Raw genomic sequence first — 17,872 nt, 5'->3', positions numbered from 1 at the left:
CTACTTTGGCAGAATGCATTTTGGCGGTCTGAAGCGGATTCTGCAGTGCGGACATCGTTCTGGGGCTGACGCTGCCAGGAGGGTGTTTATGACCGCGCGTCGGATGGCTTACAGTGTCGGTTCAGGCGGGCCGTGCCTCTTGGTTTTTTTCCCGCTTGGCCTGGTGTAGGCGCTGATGTTGCAGGAAGGCATAGGCGATCATTGTCATCAGCGCGTGTCGATGCAGACCTTGCCATGATCGGCCTTCGAAGTGATCGAGGCCGAGTTCTTCTTTCATTTGTTGATGCGCCTGCTCGCAGACCCATCGGGCTTTGATGGCAGCTGCCAGCTGCTTTAACGTTGCTTCGGCCGGCAGATTGGAGAGATAGTATTTGCGCTCGCCGTTCGAGCGCCATTCGCCCACCAGCCACGCCTCTTCGCCCGGCATATGCTGCTGTCCCTTGTCGAGGATACGTTGCGGACTACCATCAGCGATCCGAATGCGGAGCGCAGCAAAGCGCGCTGTCAGGCGACCTTTCGTGCCGCGACGCCAACTGACCTTCTTCCAGGAGGATGCTTCCAGGATCGTTTCGGCTGCCATCGACAGGGTGTCGGGGATCGAGTGCTTGCGCGGTCTGCCATGACCGGAAACCGGAAAAATCAGGGCGACATCATGGGGATAGACCGTTTGATGTTTAGGAATACCGACAGCCCATGTGAGGCCGCGTGCACTGAGCCCCTGGCGAAACGCGGCCGATAAACCATAGCCGGCATCGGCGAGCACGGTGCCAAACCGCACCCCCGCCGCGATCAGCCTGTCGATCTCGTCGAGCGCGATCGTCGGCTTGGTGCGGGATATACGCATCTCCTCGGGGACGCCAGCCTTCACCATCCGATCCTGGTTACTGGTCCAGCTTTCCGGCAAGAACAGTCGCAAACCAACCGGAACGGGAACCTCATCGTGTGCTAACGTCAGCGATACCAACGTCTGGCAATTAGCGCGTTTGCCCAGCATCGAAGCATATTGTGGAGCGACCCCGACCGAATGATCACCCTTCTTCGGTAGACCCGTATCGTCGACCACCAGAAAGGCGTCTGAAGCTCCGACTATTCTGTCCGCCTGCACAGCCAGTTCAGTCTCAAGCGGACTGGCGTCCCAAATCCCATCCGAGATGAAATGATGCAGACGGTCGTAGTGATCGGGCGCAAGGCGTTCCGCCATCGGCTCGAAACTCTTGCGATCACCCGGTCCGATCAGGCCTGAAACATATACCGGGCACATCTGCCGCCGCTTTTTGTGACCAAGCTTCTCAACGAACGGCTTCAGCCAATCCGCCAGTGCAATATTCTGCTCCACCATCCACCGCACCCCTTTTTGAGGGGCCAAAGATGGCCGATCATCGTTAACCGTCGGTTAATCTGCCAAAGTAGTGCTAGCACTTCTGTGGTTGCCGCCCGTTATGCAAGAAGTTTTTGTCCATCTGAACGTGTGATCGAGTGCCGGTCGTTGACGGCGGCGACAATCTATTCTTCCAACTCGTCAACGCGCGCTATGAACACGGCGCAATGATCCTGACGTAAATCCCGTCGCCGCCGCGGCGCGGCTCGACAGATTGTTGCATCATGCCGTCGTTGTGCAGGTCGAAGGGTCCAGCTATCGGCTGCAGCAACAAGCTGAACTCATGCCAGTATACGGTCCAAAGCCCTTGGCGCGCCTCGAGCATTTGCCCCTCCTCAAAAGCCACGCGGCAAGCCGCCGAAAAACCCTCGACTCTCCATGTCGTCGACATCGGCATAAATGGGGAATTCTACTTCGGCACTTCGGAGGTGCGGACGAAAACTTGGACTAACAGGAGATAGTTCATGTATTCGTATGAAGACCGCATGATGGCTCGGCGTAAACGACCCATTCGCTGCGACGAGCGTGCGCGTGGTGGCAGGTAAACGCGACCGGGTCGGCAAGATGTGCAAGCGCATTGGAGAAGGGAAGCTCTCCTAGAGGCCGTCTCCTGGTATAACGCAATGGACATGGGGATGGTGGGTCATCTCCTGGCCCCAAGGTGTGAAGCACGGTGATGATACGGATCTCGGCACCTAACCGCTTGCAATTGGCGGCGACCATTTGTAGCGCAAGAGAGCGGAGATGCGTGCCGCGACCCATTTCCTGCGAGGTATGCATTGGCAGTTCGTGCAGTGGCGATTGCGGCAGGAATTATAGGAAATGCGTCGTCGTGCCACAGTCATCGCAGGCATTACATGGCCGCCTAGCCGAAGTGTCCGACAAGCTTCGTTTACGCCCACGACACCTCATTCGCGACGACCAAGATGACCGGCGTTCTATTGCCTAAAGCGAGCGTACCGATCACGAAGGCTGGGCGCATAGATATCTGAGATAGTTCGGCAGGACCTGTATTTCCTGAAGTTCCTGCCGATTTGCTCACGCAGCGCCGATGATCGAGTTGAACCGCGACGGAGCCTTCGCCATCATAAAGGCTGCTCCGAGCGCTCCGACAAGAAAGGACACAACGAGGGTCGCAAGGATAATAATATTGACGACATCCCAACCTTCGCTGCCCGTTAAAGCTCCTAGATTGGTAAGTGCCAGGAGAACGAAGCCGACGAGACCGATCAACGAAACGATCGGAGCAACCTGCGTCCTCAAGTGTCCGCTCGTTGAAGGATTACTGCGAAAAAATAGGTAGACGGAAAGGCACGTCAACGCAACGAGGACCAGATAGCCAAGCGTGCCCGTAGCCGCGCCCCAGGTATAGATCTGGGTGACAGGATCTGCACCGTACACCGCCGCCCCCAGAAGAATGCTCAGCGAAATAAACGTCTGAACCGCCGATGCGACGTAAGGCGAGGCGTGCTCCTCATGCACTCGGCTGAGCTGCGCGAACAGTACGCCGCAACTGCCCAATACGTATTTATAGCGTGCAATGATATTGTGTATCGACAAAACTACCGCAAAAAGGCTGGTAACCAGAAGGACCTGAGCTATTTCCTCCGCTAAGTCACCCAAGTAACTCCTGACGATGTCCAGGTACATGGTTCCCGCATTGTAGGTTGCGACCTGAACCACCTTATCCCCACCGATCGCCGTCACTATTGCCCAAAAGGATACAAAATAGAGGAGCGTGATGAAGGTCACGGCCAGATAGGTCGCAATTGGGATCGAACGATCTGGATCCGCGGCCTCTTCACGGTACACCACTGTCGATTCGAAGCCGACAAAGCCCCATACGACAAACAGTATGCCGAGCCCAGGCGAACCCGACACAAAGGTAGTGGTGTTGAAACCTGATGTGTCCAAACCAGCTACACCAGCAGACATGAAGATCACGACATTGGCGATGAGGATCACGCCAATCTCGAGCAGAAGAGCGATTCCAAGAACCTTGGAGCTCACTTCGATATTCCGATATCCCAGGACGCCTACAATAGCCACTACCCCAATCGTATAGAGCCACCACGGGAGGTTCACACCTGTGAAGGTTATCACTGCTTCTGAAGCAACAAAACCAATGTAGGCCTCAAGTGCAATCAGCATAAGCGTGTAGGACACAACCGCCAATGAGGCAGCGCCCACACCGACGACGCGGCCCATGCCCTTAAGGATATAAGAATAGAATGCGCCAGCATTAGAAATCGACTTCGACATCTCAACGAAGCCCACTGAAAACAAAAGCATCACAAAGCCGACAAGAATTACGTCCACAGGTGCTGAGGCGCCATTGCCGAAGGCTATAATCAATGGGCTAACACCAGCCATCACTGTCAAAGGCGCAGCGGTTGCGACCACCATCATTGCGATACCGATTGGCCCAAGATTGCCCGTCAGTTTGAGCGTTTTCTCATATCTGCCAGAGCCCACCGGCGCATGAGCATCCAAGATAGCATGTTCGTGTTGCATAGTTCCCTCTTTTTTTTGGAGTTGCGGGCATACGGACCCGTGACCGTCGAAATTGGCGTCGCTCTCCTCCCCTTGAAATTCTTGCCCAGTGTGACCGCCGAGCCCGGAAAACGTTTCATCAACCGCTCATGAGTGATCCGTGAACCGTTGCTCGATGAATTGCGAACTTAGGGCCAGCGCGTAGTCAGAACCTGACGGCGGGTGTAGAAATTGATTGAATCCGGCCCATGCATGGCGAGATCTCCATTGAACGATTTCTTGTTGCCGCCAAAAGAAAAATAGGCAACCGGTGATGGAACAGGCACGTTCACGCCCGGCATGCCGCAGAGGATGTTGCGTTCAAATTTCGCGGCATCGGAGCCTGAGGCCGTGAAAAGCACGGCACCATTAGCTAGTTCGTGATCGTTGGCCAGCGTAATCGCTGCATCAAGGCTTTCCACCTTCATGACTGCCAGAACAGGACCGAAGACTTCCTCACGGTAGATCGACATGGACGTATTGACGTCTTCAACGATGGTTGGACCTACAAGATAGCCAGACGTCTCGTCACGGCGCCCGTCGAGACTAAGCCTTCCTCCTTCTTCAACAGCCCGTGCGATATGCTGCAATACGTGGCCGAACTGACGAGCGTTCGAGATTGGTGGCACGAAGCATTTTGGATCGGTGCCAGCCGATACCTGGAGCGCCTTTGCACGATCCAGGAGCAGAGGCACATAGCGATCATACGCGTCGCCAACGCAGACCGCCACGGCGATCGCCATGCAGCGCTGCCCTGCAGAATTGAACGCGCCGTTCAATGTGGCATCAACGACGAGGCTCATATCCGCGTCGGGCATGATGATAGCGTGGTTCTTAGCGCCTCCAAGGGCTTGCGCACGTTTGCCTTCGTGCGTAGCGAGTCGGTAAACGTCTCTTGCGGCAGCGGTCGAGCCAACGAAAGAGACGGCAGCGATGTCACGATGTTTGATCAACGCCTCCGCGGCCGTCTTATTGCCTTGCACGACATTGAACACCCCATCGGGAACGCCAGCTTCGTGCAACATCTCAGCCAAGCGGTTGGCTGCTCCGGGTACCGACTCCGACGGCTTGAGAATGAAGGTGTTGCCGCAAACAAGGGAAATTGGAAACATCCATAAAGGGATCATTACCGGATAATTGTAAGGCGTAATACCAAGGCAAACACCAAGCGGCTTTCGTGCTGAGCGGGTAGAAATGCCCGTTGCAACATGGTCCGCGTTTTCTCCCTTGAGCAGATGAGGCGCTCCTATGGCGAATTCAACGACCTCAATCCCACGCTGGATCGAGCCCAGTGCGTCAGCGATAGGCTTGCCGTGCTCGCGGGTAACGATCTCCGCCAAGTCCTGCTTGTCGCGGTTGAGGATTTCCAGGAACCGCAGAAGATATCGTGCTCGTTGGGCAGGTGCAACTGCGGCCCATGCCGGGAAGGCTTTTCTGGCCGCATCAACCGCCGCAATGACAGTTGGCTCGCCTGCCAAGCTGAGCTTCGAATGTGCTCGCCCCGTAGCCGGGCATACGACATCGATGAGCACACCGGTCCGGTCTTCTGCTCCGTTGACGATGGATCCCGAAACAGACAGCTCTTCAATCACATCAAACAATCTTCGTCCCCTTGGCCTAGATCTGCGGTCTCCAGCTGGGAACCGCTTCAGAGGAGAAATGGTAGGAAGGAGGATCGCTTTGGCACAGTCCCAGATTTTGAAACTCTTTAGGTCCAGTGAAGCGGGATCGATAGCACTGTGGTTCCAGGTGCACGCGTGCATCTTCACAGCGTACGGGACGGATCGCTTCAGCCAGCGACAGTTTTGCTTGTGACGATTTCCGCCAGTCTTTCGATGCCCGGACCGATCCGCTCTTCGGAAATCGATGAAAATCCGAGCCGGAAGAAACGATCGGCTTGCGGTTCTTTCCAAAAGAGGCTCCGTCCGGCTTCTATGACAACGCCGTGGTCCAAAGCTATTTTCGCGAGAAACGTAGCGCTAAATCCTTCAGGACCGCGAAGCCAGAAGGAAGAGCCACCAAAAATCGCTTGCTGATTCCAGCCAGGCAAGAAATTGCCTAGCGCTCGCTCGAGCGTTCGCCAACGCATGGCATACGCCCTCTGAAGTCGTGTCATAAAGGTATCGTGGTGTCCTAGCGAAAGAAAAAACGCCACTGCTCGTTGATTATTGCTTGGAGGGTGGCGCATAACTAGGCCGCGCATAGAGCGCATTTCCTCAATCAGCGACGGATGCGCAACGGCAAAACCGACTCTTAAGCCCGGCATTAGGGACTTTGACAGGCTGCCTATGTAAACCACTCGTCCATGAGTATCGAGCGCCTTTAGAGGCACCGTCTCATGACCGCTGAAATTGATTTCGGATTCGTAGTCGTCTTCGATGATTAGGCCGTCATTCTTGTGCGCCCACTGCATCAGACTGTGACGTCGTTTGAGACTCAACGCGACATTGGTCGGGAATTGGTGGTTCGGCGTTACGAAAACCAGTCTGGCATCCCCTAGATGGTCCGGATTGAGGCCATCCTCATCAATAGCAACAGGATGGATGTCGCCGCCGACCAGCTCAAATATGTTGCGAGCAGCATAATACCCAGGATTTTCCATCGCCACGGATGCGCCGGGTTTCACCAGCAGGCGACTAGCCAAGTACAGTGCGTTCTGCGAACCCAACGTGACAAGGATTTCATTGGGTTTCACATATATGCCGCGGCGTGCCAGTATCTTGCTTCTGATCTGTTCTACCAGAAGCAGATCGTCGCCGGTATAGAGATCGTCTGTCCAGGAGTTTTGCCACTTTTTGCTCATGGATTGCCGCACACAGTCGCGCCAGGCAACAATGGGGAACAATTCCGGATCGAGTTGCCCGTAGACAAAAGGAAAGGGGTACCGATACCAGTCAGCCGGTCTGGTGATGATCTGAAAGGCGCTCGGAAACGATGTTAGCTTTTCTTTCCAGTCTGGTGCTCGTCCGCCAGTCATTTGATGCGAAACCGGAGCTATATTGCGCGCTGTGCCCTCCGCAACATAAAAACCTGACCGCTCACGAGATACGAGAAAGCCGCCGGCAAGCAAGGCATGATAAGCCAGCGTCACTGTGTTTCTCGAGACGTTAAGCCGCGCCGCCATCATGCGGCTGGAGGGTATCGCAGCACCCGGCTCCAGGCGCCCCGAGACAATCGCGTCAAGCAGCATCTCGCGAATGCGAGCCTGCAGCGAACTGCCAGTGAAATCGCCGCTTTTGCGAAATGAGAACTCTCGGACTCCAGCCACGTACCCGCCCCATTGACCAACGTCATCTGGCCCTAAAATCTTTGACTATCTGGTTCTATTCCTACAGCTCTTTCGGCTTCAAGTTAAATCTCGATTGCGCTGAGGGGAAGCGGGCAAGACCGTTCCGGCATCAGAATGAAAAAGGGGAACTTGTGATGGCTGCAGATGTGCAAGGTCTGAGTGTGACGGCAAACAGTCACAGCATAGATGCCCTTGATAGAGCAATCAGCGATTACTATGCGTGGAAGGGAGATCCGGTTGGGCTGCTGATGGGCGCAGCTGATGCAGATCCGAAATTCTCTCTCGGCTACAGCGCGTCTGCTTCTCTCCTGTTGTTGAGTGGCTTTACACGGAGCAATCCTATGGTTGCTGAAGCTCTTCAGGGGGCGGAGCGCACTGTTAGCGAGGCAAATCCACGCGAGCGCAAACATCTGGAAGCCGCAAAGGCCTGGGCAGCCGGTGAAATGATCCGGGCGACAACAATCTGGGAGGACATTCTACTCGACCATCCACGTGATGCGCTCGCGCTGCGCTTCTGTCATGACACCTATTTCTATCTGGGAGCTTCGCAGACTATCCGTGATTCTGTCGCGCGGGTATTGCCGCATTGGAGCCATAGCGATCCGGCGTACGGGTATGTGCTTGGACAATACGCGTTCGGACTTGAAGAATGCAGCGAGTTGCGTCACGCTGAAAAGGTGGCCTATCAGGCGATTGAGATAAACGAGGAAGATGGGTGGGCAGTCCACGCCTTGGCCCATGTAATGGAAACTGAAAGCCGCCAGGAAGACGGCATCCGCTTTCTACGCAATTCGCAGCCGGCTTGGAGAAAAGCACATGCCCTTGCAGCTCATAATGGGTGGCACCTCGCCCTCTATCTGATCGAGCAACAGCGCTTTGACGAAGTTCTTGCCAGCTATGATAAATTTGTTCAACCAAAAATTAACAGCGACGCCATCCTCGATCTTGTAGATGCAGCCTCACTTCTTTGGCGTATCGAGCTTGCAGGTGGTAGTGTGGGGAACCGGTGGCGGGATATCTCGCGGCAATGGATGCACCACGTCGACGAGCATGTTCTCGCGTTCAACGACCTGCATATTGCCTTTTGCGCGGCGCGCAGCGATGACGCTGATGATGCAACTCGTCTTCGCGCCTCGCTTGATCGTTATGACCGAGAAGGTACGGGCGACAATCACCGTATTACCCGCAGCATCGGACGCGAGATCATCGAAGCGATGTTGGCATTCGGAGAAGGCAACTATGGTCGTTGTGTCGATCTAATTTTACCTCTGCGATATGATGCTATACGCGTCGGTGGTAGCCATGCGCAGCGTGATATCATTGGCCAGACCCTCATAGTTGCTGCCGAACGCGCCGGTCGAATGACGCTTGCCAGAGCACTTTTGAATGAACGTTTGGCGCAGCGCCCGACGTCGGCCACGGAACAACACCTTGCTCATGTGGTGAAGGCCGTGACGGCTGGGCACAATTTAAGTGCGCTGAATATGCTCTGAGGCAAAGTCAAAAGGAATAGGTTGCAAAAATTCTGCAGCAGGTCCGCCAACTCCTTGGATAAACGACGGCCTGCTATATTCTGTGCCAGATGCGAGAGCGACTCGAGATTGTCCTGCTTTCAACCTCCGAGTATCGCCCGGCGACATGATAGGCATCTGTCCATCTTTTTTGGAAAATCTGCAGCGTATACTTCTCTGATCGGTGAGGCGGATAAAAAATTAGAATGCTTTACAAGTTCAGGCCAAGGCTCTTACGATAGTCAACCGGGCTGAGCGATCCCAGCGATATTTTTATGCGCTTCTCGTTGTACCAGCGAATATAAGCATCGACCTCCGCGACGACCTGTTCGACTGTGTTGGCCTTCCAGTCGCGTGGATAGAATAGTTCAGTTTTGGGTCGGCCGAAGGAGCCTTCGCAAGCGGCGTTGGCTTAAGAGCAACCCTTTCGGGACATCGAGCGAACCAGTCTTGCTTCGCTGATACGGGTTAGCCAGACGGGCCAGCCATAATGGGCTCCGCGATCAGAATGAATGATGGGCCGTTCCGCCGCTTCAGTCGCGGTCTCAATAGCTGCATCTAGCATCGTGTTGACCAGCCCCGCATCTGGTTGCGTTCCGATCGATCAACTGATGACCATGCCGTCTGAGGAGTCGATGATGGGCGGAAGGTAGACCTTGCCAGAAGGTATCTGGAACTCTGTGATGTCTGTCAGCCCCTAGACGTTCGGCACTTTCGCATGGATATGATTAAGCATGGAATAAGGACCACGCAAATGGGGTGACCGGCGTCGTAACGGGGCTCTGATGCACTCTCAGGGAGCCGCTCCTCGATGGCTGTAACCGTCTTCGTTTGGGCCTTGGTCAAATTATTCCTTTCAAGGGTCATCAGACGAACGATCGTGCGTGCGGCGGGAGCCTAGCCGAGTCCGCTTTCAGTCTTTTCGGCACGTCTTCGTCGGATTGCCCACTCGGTAACGACACGGAGACCGCCGCCAAAGCCTGCCAGCTGAAGATACCGCCACAGTTCGGCACAGTTTTGCAATTCGGCATCCCATTGCGCCTCAAGCCAGGGCAGATGCTGTTCCAGGGATGTTTGCCGGACCCGGAAGATGTCGGTCCACTGACCACGAACGACGCTGCGAACCAGCTTTCGGCTGTGACCGGTTCTGCGCACGATTTCCTTGATGGACACGCCTTCGCTGACGAAGCCGCTGACAACGGCGTTTGCCTCTTCACGCCGCAGATATTCCTCTTATCGGAGCCGCTCAGCGGCGGTCACAGGCTTCGGATCTACTGTGGCTGTACCTATTGCCACGCGAACCCGCCGCATTGATTTGCGCACAGCGTCGAGAAAAGCCTGGCTGGCGTTCTCCGTACAATGCCAGCGGTCGGCGACCTGATCGGCATGTGGCAGGGGCTGCCTCTTCATGCACATCACCATGGGCCAGACTCTAATCAATTCTGGAGGAAATTCTTAGAGCCTGACCGAAAAAGAGTTGAGTGAAATCAGCCAGTTGTGATTCTGTTTGTTTGCTTAGGACGAACGGAGACCACAATGGGCTGGACTGATTTCACCCGTCGGCAATATGCCCGACGCGCCAGGCGGTATGCAAGTGACATGACGGACCGGGAATGGGGATTGATCTCGCCCCACTTGCCAGGGCCAAGGCGTTTGGGCAGGCCACGCAGCACCGATCTTCGGGAGGTCGTGAACGCACTGCTTTACATTGCTTCCACAGGCTGCCAGTGGCGGATGCTGCCAAGGGATTTTCCACCGTTTACGACAGTTCAGGCGTATTTCTACGAATGGCGCGCAACGGGGTTATGGGGACGGATCAACCATCATCTTGTGATGGAGGCGCGCGAGCTTGAAGGTCGGCAAGCCTCGCCGTCTGCTGGCGTGATCGACAGCCAGAGCGCGAAAACCACCGAAAGCGGAGGAATTGCGGGCTATGACGCGGGCAAGAAGATCAAGGGGCGCAAGCGTCACATCGTCGTCGACACACTCGGATTGATGGTCGGCCTCGTGGTTCACAGCGCCGATATTCAAGATCGCGACGGCGCGCCTGCCGTTCTTGGGACCATTCTCAAGCGCTGACCTTGGCTCAGACATATCTTCGCCGATGGCGGCTATGCCGGACCAAAGCTGAGGGGCGCGCTGCAAAAGATCGCTGCGTTCACCCTCCAGATCGTCAAACGCTCCGACAAAGCCAAGGGCTTCGAAGTCCTGCCGCGTCGCTGGGTCGTGGAACGCACCTTCGCATGGCTTGGCAGATGCCGACGATTGGCGAAGGATTGGGAAAAGTCCGTCGCATCATCCGAGACCTGGATCGCTATCGCCAACATCCGGGTCCTGACACGGCGATTGGCAAGGTACGGATATTGTTGAAACCTTTTCGAGTCAGGCTCTCAGGTCAACACCAATCAATACGGCGGCTTCCCTTTCCATGCGGAGTGCGGTTCATGTCCCAGGCCTAAAACAACTCATCACAAGTTTGAGCGATTTAGGTTCAGTCCGATTGACAAGTAGAACAAGTGCAAAGCATCTGAGCACTTTTTGCTCTCAGCAGTCGCAATTTCAACGCGTCGGGGGCAACTGACTTAAGCCTCACGATACCGCGTTGTGGGATCCTTTGCCTCACAAGCCTCCCGTATGGCTTGCCACGCTGCCAGACGCTTTTGGGTGATTTGGCGGCGCCGGTCGGTGACCATTCGGAACAGGCGAGGTTGAATTTCGTACCCATCCGCCTCGGCAGAATGAATTTGCTTGCTGGATCTTTTCAACACCCCGACAGGACATTCGCAAGGAGCTCGATTATGGCTCGTCCAAACAGCAAAGCCGCTCTCAGGGCCGTGCACTGGCTGATCACCGCCACAGTGGTCGGGTTCGCCTCGGCGACCTTTGCCGCCGATGAGTTGAGATCTGCACCAAGCTTCGCAACGGGCGACATCATGATCCGTGGCCGGCTGTCCGGCATGCTGCCTTACCATGTGGAATCGAGCGTCAGCTTGATCGGCGGCCATGTCGATGTGCCTGCGATGATCCTGCCAGACCTCGACGTCAGCCTATTTCTCAGCGAGCATTGGTCCATCACTATGCAAACAGGGGGCCTAAAAACTAAGATAGAACTCAAGAATACGCTCTATGGCGATATAGACGTGGGCTCGGTGTGGAGCGTGCCGATGTCGCTTGCGGTAAACTATCACATTAAAAGCAGTGAACGTTTCAAACCCTATATCGGTGCAGGGATGATCGCGACCTGGTACCTCGGAGAGAAACCCGCTGGAGGCTTTGTCCGGGATTTCAGCGTAACGCCCACATACGCGCCGCTGATAAAGGTTGGCATCGACTACCAGATGACCGACAACTGGTATGCGAACGTCGAAGCCAAACAGCTCTTTCTCCCGACCCAGACCATCGAGAACCAAGGCGTTACCGCCACAACAAAACTCGATGCAACCTCGGTCGGATTCGGGGTGGGGTATCGGTTCTGAGGCCGCCGTTCGAACCGTTTTCTTGATGTGATTGCCGCCCAGCCTGCGGATCTCGCTCAGTTCCGCAAAGCCAACCAACAAGTCGCATCGCGTGACCTAGAACCCGCGCGCCGGCTCCGAACAGGCGCCGAGCGCACCTTTCTGAAAGGCGGTGCGATGCGACAATGGTACACTTAGAGGGTGCGAGTGGATAAATAAGCCGTCTCTAAATCATGCGTGAAAGGGCTTATTCGAATCTAACAGATATAAATGCTTTCAATGCCTTATCTCGATGCTCGAGGGTTTCGTCTGGCATTTCCAAGCCGACAGGGGAGACGAAAAATGGTTGAAACTCAAACGTTGCTTTTCGCCAGCGTCAGCGCGCGCGCCGGCTTTATCATAATCTTCCTAATCGCCAGTTTCAGAAGCGAAGCACGTGTTGCATTTTGCTTTTGGACGGCAAGTATTGTCGGGTCGTCGATCGGCATGCTGCTGATCTATAGCGATCCCAACTATCCCTATTTCCTCGCGACGCGGGGGATGTGGATCTACATTATCATCGGTTTTAGCCTGTCCAGTCTCTGGGCAGGCGGTCATGCCTTTTTCGGAGGCGCAGTCAACAAGGCCGGCGTCGCCCTCATGGGACTGGTTCCTGGGGTCATCTATGGCATTGCCCGCACCTCCGGTCTGATGCCAGACGTTGCAGTGGCGCTGACAATCGCGGCTTTGTCCGTTTTTACGGCGGCCGGAGCATACCCGTTCGTTCGAAGAAGACGACGCCGGTATCTGCCTTCCCAATTGCTAGTAGGGGGTGCGCTGTCGGCTTATGCGATCGCCTTGGCTGCCTCTTTCCTCTTAATAATGATAAGACTCCACGTTTCTGGTGCAGTTCCGGCTCCCGGCGTGTCAGACATATCCTTGGCCTTGTTTATCGATCAGTTGATGAGTGTTCTGGTTTACGTTGGCCTCGTTGCGATGTCGCTCGAAGATGTGCAAATGCGCATGAAGGAATTGGCGGCGATCGATCCGCTGAGCGGCCTGGCGAACCGGCGCGGCGTTCAGGACCGTGCGTTGGATATCATTGGGGCCTGCCAGCGCGTCAATAGACCGATTTCTGTATTACTCATGGACCTCGACCACTTCAAATCGATCAACGATCGTTACGGCCACGGCGGTGGCGACATCGTACTCAGGGAGTTTGCGAGACGCCTGTCCTTGCATTGCCGGCACGACGATGATGTCACGGGACGGTGGGGCGGCGAGGAGTTCCTGGCACTTTTGAGCAATATGACCCTGTCGGAGGCCGCTGCCTTCGCAGAGCGATTTTGTCATTCCGTGTCACTCGAACCTTTCAACATCGGAGATCAGGAGTTCAGCGTCACGGTCAGCATCGGTGTTGCCGAAATTGATCTGAGCGCGCCTCGCCTCGACCAAACGTTGAAGGCGGCAGATGAGGCGCTTTATGAGGCGAAGCGAAGAGGAAGGAACCGGGTCCATACCTACCCAAACTTTTCGAATCCACCGCTTGCGCCACGCGACATAATCCCGGTACAGAATGAACGGCTAGGGCATGTTTTACTGTCGAAATAAAATGATACCGATAGAGACCTTGGCAAATAAACCGTACAAGGTCGTTGCGGTGCGCTCAAAAGTCCGCTGTTCGGTCACGTTGCTAGCACTACTTTGGCAGATTAACCGACGGTTAACGATGATCGGCCATCTTTGGCCCCTCAAAAAGGGGTGCGGTGGATGGTGGAGCAGAATATTGCACTGGCGGATTGGCTGAAGCCGTTCGTTGAGAAGCTTGGTCACAAAAAGCGGCGGCAGATGTGCCCGGTATATGTTTCAGGCCTGATCGGACCGGGTGATCGCAAGAGTATCGAGCCGATGGCGGAACGCCTTGCGCCCGATCACTACGACCGTCTGCATCATTTCATCTCGGATGGCATTTGGGACGCCAGTCCGCTTGAGACTGAACTGGCTGTGCAGGCGGACAGAATAGTCGGAGCTTCAGACGCCTTTCTGGTGGTCGACGATACGGGTCTACCGAAGAAGGGTGATCATTCGGTCGGGGTCGCTCCACAATATGCTTCGATGCTGGGCAAACGCGCCAATTGCCAGACGTTGGTATCGCTGACGCTGGCACGCGATGAGGTTCCCGTTCCGGTTGGTTTGCGACTGTTCTTGCCGGAAAGCTGGACCAGTAACCAGGATCGGATGGTGAAGGCTGGCGTCCCCGAGGAGATGCGTATATCCCGCACCAAGCCGACGATCGCGCTCGACGAGATCGACAGGCTGATCGCGGCGGGGGTGCGGTTTGGCACCGTGCTCGCCGATGCCGGCTATGGTTTATCGGCCGCGTTTCGCCAGGGGCTCAGTGCACGCGGCCTCACATGGGCTGTCGGTATTCCCAAACATCAAAAGGTCTACCCCCATGATGTCGCCCTGATTTTTCCGGTTTCCGGTCATGGCAGACCGCGCAAGCACTCGATCCCCGACACCCTGTCGATGGCAGCCGAAACGATCCTGGAAGCATCCTCCTGGAAGACGGTCAGTTGGCGTCGCGGCACGAAAGGTCGCCTGACAGCGCGCTTTGCTGCGCTCCGCATTCGGATCGCTGATGGTAGTCCGCAACGTATCCTCGACAAGGGACAGCAGCATATGCCGGGCGAAGAGGCGTGGCTGGTGGGCGAATGGCGCTCGAACGGCGAGCGCAAATACTATCTCTCCAATCTGCCGGCCGAAGCAACGTTAAAGCAGCTGGCAGCTGCCATCAAAGCCCGATGGGTCTGCGAGCAGGCGCATCAACAAATGAAAGAAGAACTCGGCCTCGATCACTTCGAAGGCCGATCATGGCAAGGTCTGCATCGACACGCGCTGATGACAATGATCGCCTATGCCTTCCTGCAACATCAGCGCCTACACCAGGCCAAGCGGGAAAAAAACCAAGAGGCACGGCCCGCCTGAACCGACACTGTAAGCCATCCGACGCGCGGTCATAAACACCCTCCTGGCAGCGTCAGCCCCAGAACGATGTCCGCACTGCAGAATCCGCTTCAGACCGCCAAAATGCATTCTGCCAGAGTAGTGCTAGTGTCGCCGTCGTCTGGTCTGCAGCGGGCTTTCGCCAAATAGCTTTCGATAGCGGCGAGCAAAATCGGCCATGTGAACAAAGCCCCATTTTCGCGCGGTGGCCGAAATGGAAGTGAATTCAAAGGCGTCGCATTTGAGCTCCCGATGAACATTCTTTAGGCGACGTTCGAGAATCCATTGCACCGGCGTCTTCCCCAGTTCCTTGCGAAAACTAAGCTGCAGCGATCTCACGCCGGTCTGAGCGATGGCCGCTATTTCAGCCAGCGTGATCTTCTGCTTCAGGTTTGCGTCGATGTACTCCATGGCCCGTCGGACCTGCCACGATGGCTGTAATGCCGGGACCTGTTTCTGGGCTACAACTTTCGGCCAGGCGGTCAGAAACTGATAGATAACCAGCTCTTCCAGAAGGGCAAAAATGAGATCCCCGTAATCGACGCCTTCATGTAGCCGCTGATACACAAGCTGAAAATTGTGCCTGAACGCCCGCAAGGAGGCGGTGTTGATGTCGACGACCGGCTCGAATTGTGGAAGAGGGTGCTCATCATCCCCTTCGAGAGCCTGATGGCTTGCTAACAGTGCCGAGCGATCGACAGTACCAGCGAATGCGCGAAATCCCGGTGAGGCTTCTTCAGTTACCATCTCCTCGAAATCGACAAACATTCCCATGCCTGATGTTCCCAGATAATCTGATTGATAGTTGCGCCTCACAATGGAGCCGTGTGACACAAACCGTATCGTGATTTTATCAAGCGCCAATTTCGGCGTAGAAACAAACCCATAAGGAGCACTGGTTTGCCATTGGCTAACACTTTGCCCATGCGCCCCTTCGGTCTCCAAATAAAAAGCATCGCTTAGCACAGGCCGAAACGTAACGGGGAGGAATGGAATGCTGTCTAAGGCCTCTATCTGCTTTCTCTCCTTCGCGTGTAGTGTAAATACTCTAGGAGGGCGTATCCATTTCGAGCCTTCTGCTAAGTCTGTCTCGGTCATGTCTTTAACCTCGAAGGTCTAAAGAGAGTGAAGTTTTCCCGGATAAACGGTAAAACGACTACTTGAAAAAGCATATTAATGCTCAGTATATCGTGCGAAGATGACCGCATTCTAAACTTCCAACTTAAGCCTATGTATTCATAACATTGGACCGACCACTTCCGGCGGCTAGCAAATTTTCACGACTTCCAGATCCAACAGCTTTCCAAGCTTCTCGATACGTTGAGCAATATGCCCTACGCCGACAGCGCAGTGGTGGGCTGGTCCTTTTGCATTCCACGCCTCGACAAAGAGCCGGGCCCCGAGCGGAAACTCATACCGGCTGTTGGTGTTACCGATTTCTAGGATCGGGCCGGCGACGGATGCGCCTTCGGCGCAGAGTAGCTTGATCTTGCCTTCGCTTTCGACGACCGAAAGCAGCGTGACGGGTCCATGTTTGACAGACATCTCGACGCTGACGCCGGAGCCAACCTTGCCGTGATAGACCTGCAATGGTCGGATCTTAGTGCGCCCCTCGGCGATTTTCGTGTGCCCAGGCCCGTCATGCCCCATCAGCACAACATCGGCGGCAAAATCCATGGCGTAGTATTCCGTGAACGAGCCGCCGACACCAAAGCTGTCCATGATCTTCATAGCCTGGGCATTCTTGATCTCGTACTCTCCAGCAACCGGCACGCCATCGGCTGTTAGCATGGAGCAGCCCACGATGACGGAACTAATGATGTCTTCGTAATCGTGACCAGGCTGGGACTCGTAATAGTAAGCAAGCGACCCGAGCGATTTGTTGTCTACCAGCTTGCGCAACGCCACGGCAGTTTTTGCCGCGCGCTCCAACTCCTTCGGCTCACAGTCCGGCTGGACATCGAACTCTGTCTCGATCTTCGCCAAACAGGCAGAGACATCCGTCTCGCTCACCTCATTGCGGAGACGTGCAAGCTCGTCGATTTCCAGCACCTCGATATGGGTTCCGAAAGCTGCGGCCTGCGCGGTCAGATCGGAGTAGATATCGAGCATGCCATTGTAGTAGCGGCCCATGACGCCGAGCCGATTGTGCGCCATGACGTGCGCGACGCGGGCGGCTTCGATCCAGTCGTTGATCTCATCATCGACGATCTGATCGCCGGTCAGAACGCCAGTCACCTGATGAAAGCTGATGCCTGCCCTGTGGAAGACATTGGCAATTTCGGGAACCGGGCAGGCCGAGCAATGTGCCAGCCAGTCGCCGGTCATCGCGGTGCGGTCGCCAAGCGCGTTGAAGGTGGCATAGTCAATGGCTGCGGTCGGCTGCAGATTGAGGATGATCACCGGAACCTTGGCGCGACGGGCTACCGGCAGAACGGTCGACGACAGGGCATAGGTGGTGATGTAGAGAAAGATGATATCGACATCGGCCTGACGAAACTGATGGCCGGCCTCGAGCGCCTTTTCGGGCGTATCGATCAGCCCGAGGTTGACAACCTCGACGCCTGGCCGCGCAAGTTTCGCCTCGACGGTATCGATATAGCCGCGCAACCGCGCTTCTAGACCTTTGAATTGCGGCCAGTAGGCTTCCAGACCGATGCCGAAAAGGCCAGCCTTCAAGGGGCGTTCAATCATGTCTGTGTCTCCGATGCAATAGTGAAAG

Annotated in this window: 11 protein-coding genes and 5 pseudogenes; 6 read left to right on the top strand and 10 right to left on the bottom strand. The window is 55.5% G+C overall.

What is annotated here, in order from left to right; translation table 11 throughout:
* Positions 1 to 124: 124 nt before the first annotated feature.
* Positions 125 to 1,339, bottom strand: a pseudogene (locus J5276_RS28140) (IS701 family transposase); the annotation flags it as partial.
* Between the two features lie 137 nt (positions 1,340 to 1,476).
* Here J5276_RS28140 and J5276_RS28135 point away from each other — a divergent pair.
* A pseudogene (locus J5276_RS28135) lies at positions 1,477 to 1,777 on the top strand (ATP-binding protein); the annotation flags it as partial.
* Between the two features lie 197 nt (positions 1,778 to 1,974).
* Here the strand turns inward: J5276_RS28135 and J5276_RS30860 are convergent.
* The 5 genes from J5276_RS30860 to J5276_RS28110 all read right to left on the bottom strand — a co-directional run bounded on the left by J5276_RS30860 (position 1,975) and on the right by J5276_RS28110 (position 7,178).
* Complete coding sequence (locus J5276_RS30860) at positions 1,975 to 2,025, bottom strand: hypothetical protein (RefSeq protein WP_370647648.1); 51 nt, start codon at positions 2,023 to 2,025, stop codon at positions 1,975 to 1,977.
* A 48-nt stretch (positions 2,026 to 2,073) separates the two neighbouring features.
* Positions 2,074 to 2,223 carry a transposase zinc-binding domain-containing protein gene (locus J5276_RS30855; RefSeq protein WP_370647647.1) on the bottom strand — a complete coding sequence of 50 codons (150 nt, stop codon included), beginning with the start codon at positions 2,221 to 2,223 and terminating at the stop codon, positions 2,074 to 2,076.
* Between the two features lie 193 nt (positions 2,224 to 2,416).
* The gene (locus J5276_RS28120; protein WP_209160063.1) at positions 2,417 to 3,892 is read right to left on the bottom strand and encodes an APC family permease; all 1,476 of its coding nucleotides are present in this window, start codon (positions 3,890 to 3,892) and stop codon (positions 2,417 to 2,419) included.
* A 167-nt stretch (positions 3,893 to 4,059) separates the two neighbouring features.
* Positions 4,060 to 5,502, bottom strand: a complete 1,443-nt coding sequence (locus J5276_RS28115) for a CoA-acylating methylmalonate-semialdehyde dehydrogenase (protein WP_229002330.1) — start codon at positions 5,500 to 5,502, stop codon at positions 4,060 to 4,062.
* A gap of 197 nt (positions 5,503 to 5,699) precedes the next feature.
* Positions 5,700 to 7,178 (bottom strand): PLP-dependent aminotransferase family protein, encoded by a 1,479-nt coding sequence (locus J5276_RS28110; RefSeq protein WP_209160061.1) that lies wholly within the window; start codon positions 7,176 to 7,178, stop codon positions 5,700 to 5,702.
* A gap of 155 nt (positions 7,179 to 7,333) precedes the next feature.
* On the opposite strand from J5276_RS28110, the gene J5276_RS28105 reads away from it, so the two are divergent.
* Positions 7,334 to 8,692, top strand: coding sequence for a tetratricopeptide repeat protein (locus J5276_RS28105; RefSeq protein WP_209160060.1), 1,359 nt, complete (start codon positions 7,334 to 7,336; stop codon positions 8,690 to 8,692).
* Between the two features lie 229 nt (positions 8,693 to 8,921).
* On the opposite strand, the pseudogene J5276_RS28100 reads toward J5276_RS28105, so the two are convergent.
* Both J5276_RS28100 and J5276_RS28095 read right to left on the bottom strand, forming a co-directional pair.
* Positions 8,922 to 9,497 (bottom strand): annotated as a pseudogene (locus J5276_RS28100) (IS3 family transposase); the annotation flags it as partial.
* Positions 9,498 to 9,607: 110 nt separating this feature from the next.
* On the bottom strand, positions 9,608 to 9,883 hold the full coding sequence (locus J5276_RS28095) for a hypothetical protein (protein WP_209160059.1): 276 nt from the start codon (positions 9,881 to 9,883) through the stop codon (positions 9,608 to 9,610).
* A 363-nt stretch (positions 9,884 to 10,246) separates the two neighbouring features.
* Between J5276_RS28095 and J5276_RS28090 the strand changes: the two are divergent.
* From J5276_RS28090 to J5276_RS28075, 4 genes and pseudogenes are all read left to right on the top strand, one after another.
* A pseudogene (locus tag J5276_RS28090) lies at positions 10,247 to 11,080 on the top strand (IS5 family transposase).
* Positions 11,081 to 11,508: 428 nt separating this feature from the next.
* A complete protein-coding gene (locus J5276_RS28085) occupies positions 11,509 to 12,186 on the top strand; it encodes an OmpW family protein (RefSeq protein ID WP_209160058.1) in 678 nt (225 codons plus the stop codon).
* A 321-nt stretch (positions 12,187 to 12,507) separates the two neighbouring features.
* A complete protein-coding gene (locus tag J5276_RS28080) occupies positions 12,508 to 13,755 on the top strand; it encodes a GGDEF domain-containing protein (RefSeq protein ID WP_209160057.1) in 1,248 nt (415 codons plus the stop codon).
* A gap of 159 nt (positions 13,756 to 13,914) precedes the next feature.
* Positions 13,915 to 15,129, top strand: a pseudogene (locus tag J5276_RS28075) (IS701 family transposase); the annotation flags it as partial.
* 126 nt (positions 15,130 to 15,255) lie between these two features.
* Here J5276_RS28075 and J5276_RS28070 read toward each other — a convergent pair.
* Together J5276_RS28070 and J5276_RS28065 are read right to left on the bottom strand one after the other, a co-directional pair.
* Entirely contained in the window at positions 15,256 to 16,248 is a 993-nt protein-coding gene (locus J5276_RS28070; RefSeq protein ID WP_209160049.1) for a helix-turn-helix transcriptional regulator, read from the bottom strand.
* Between the two features lie 168 nt (positions 16,249 to 16,416).
* On the bottom strand, positions 16,417 to 17,844 hold the full coding sequence (locus J5276_RS28065; RefSeq protein WP_209160048.1) for an arabinose isomerase: 1,428 nt from the start codon (positions 17,842 to 17,844) through the stop codon (positions 16,417 to 16,419).
* Positions 17,845 to 17,872 lie beyond the last annotated feature (28 nt).

The organism is Agrobacterium sp. S7/73, assembly GCF_019355535.1.
Taxonomy (GTDB): domain Bacteria; phylum Pseudomonadota; class Alphaproteobacteria; order Rhizobiales; family Rhizobiaceae; genus Agrobacterium; species Agrobacterium tumefaciens.
This window is presented reverse-complemented; position numbering and strand designations above follow the sequence as displayed.

Excerpts from the sequence above, each read along its gene's own strand:
- J5276_RS30855 (WP_370647647.1), bottom strand. The coding sequence starts at position 2,223 with ATGACTGTGGCACGACGACGCATTTCCTATAATTCCTGCCGCAATCGC.
- J5276_RS28120 (WP_209160063.1), bottom strand. The coding sequence starts at position 3,892 with ATGCAACACGAACATGCTATCTTGGATGCTCATGCGCCGGTGGGCTCT.
- J5276_RS28105 (WP_209160060.1), top strand. The coding sequence starts at position 7,334 with ATGGCTGCAGATGTGCAAGGTCTGAGTGTGACGGCAAACAGTCACAGC.
- J5276_RS28085 (WP_209160058.1), top strand. The coding sequence starts at position 11,509 with ATGGCTCGTCCAAACAGCAAAGCCGCTCTCAGGGCCGTGCACTGGCTG.
- J5276_RS28080 (WP_209160057.1), top strand. The coding sequence starts at position 12,508 with ATGGTTGAAACTCAAACGTTGCTTTTCGCCAGCGTCAGCGCGCGCGCC.
- J5276_RS28070 (WP_209160049.1), bottom strand. The coding sequence starts at position 16,248 with ATGACCGAGACAGACTTAGCAGAAGGCTCGAAATGGATACGCCCTCCT.
- J5276_RS28065 (WP_209160048.1), bottom strand. The coding sequence starts at position 17,844 with ATGATTGAACGCCCCTTGAAGGCTGGCCTTTTCGGCATCGGTCTGGAA.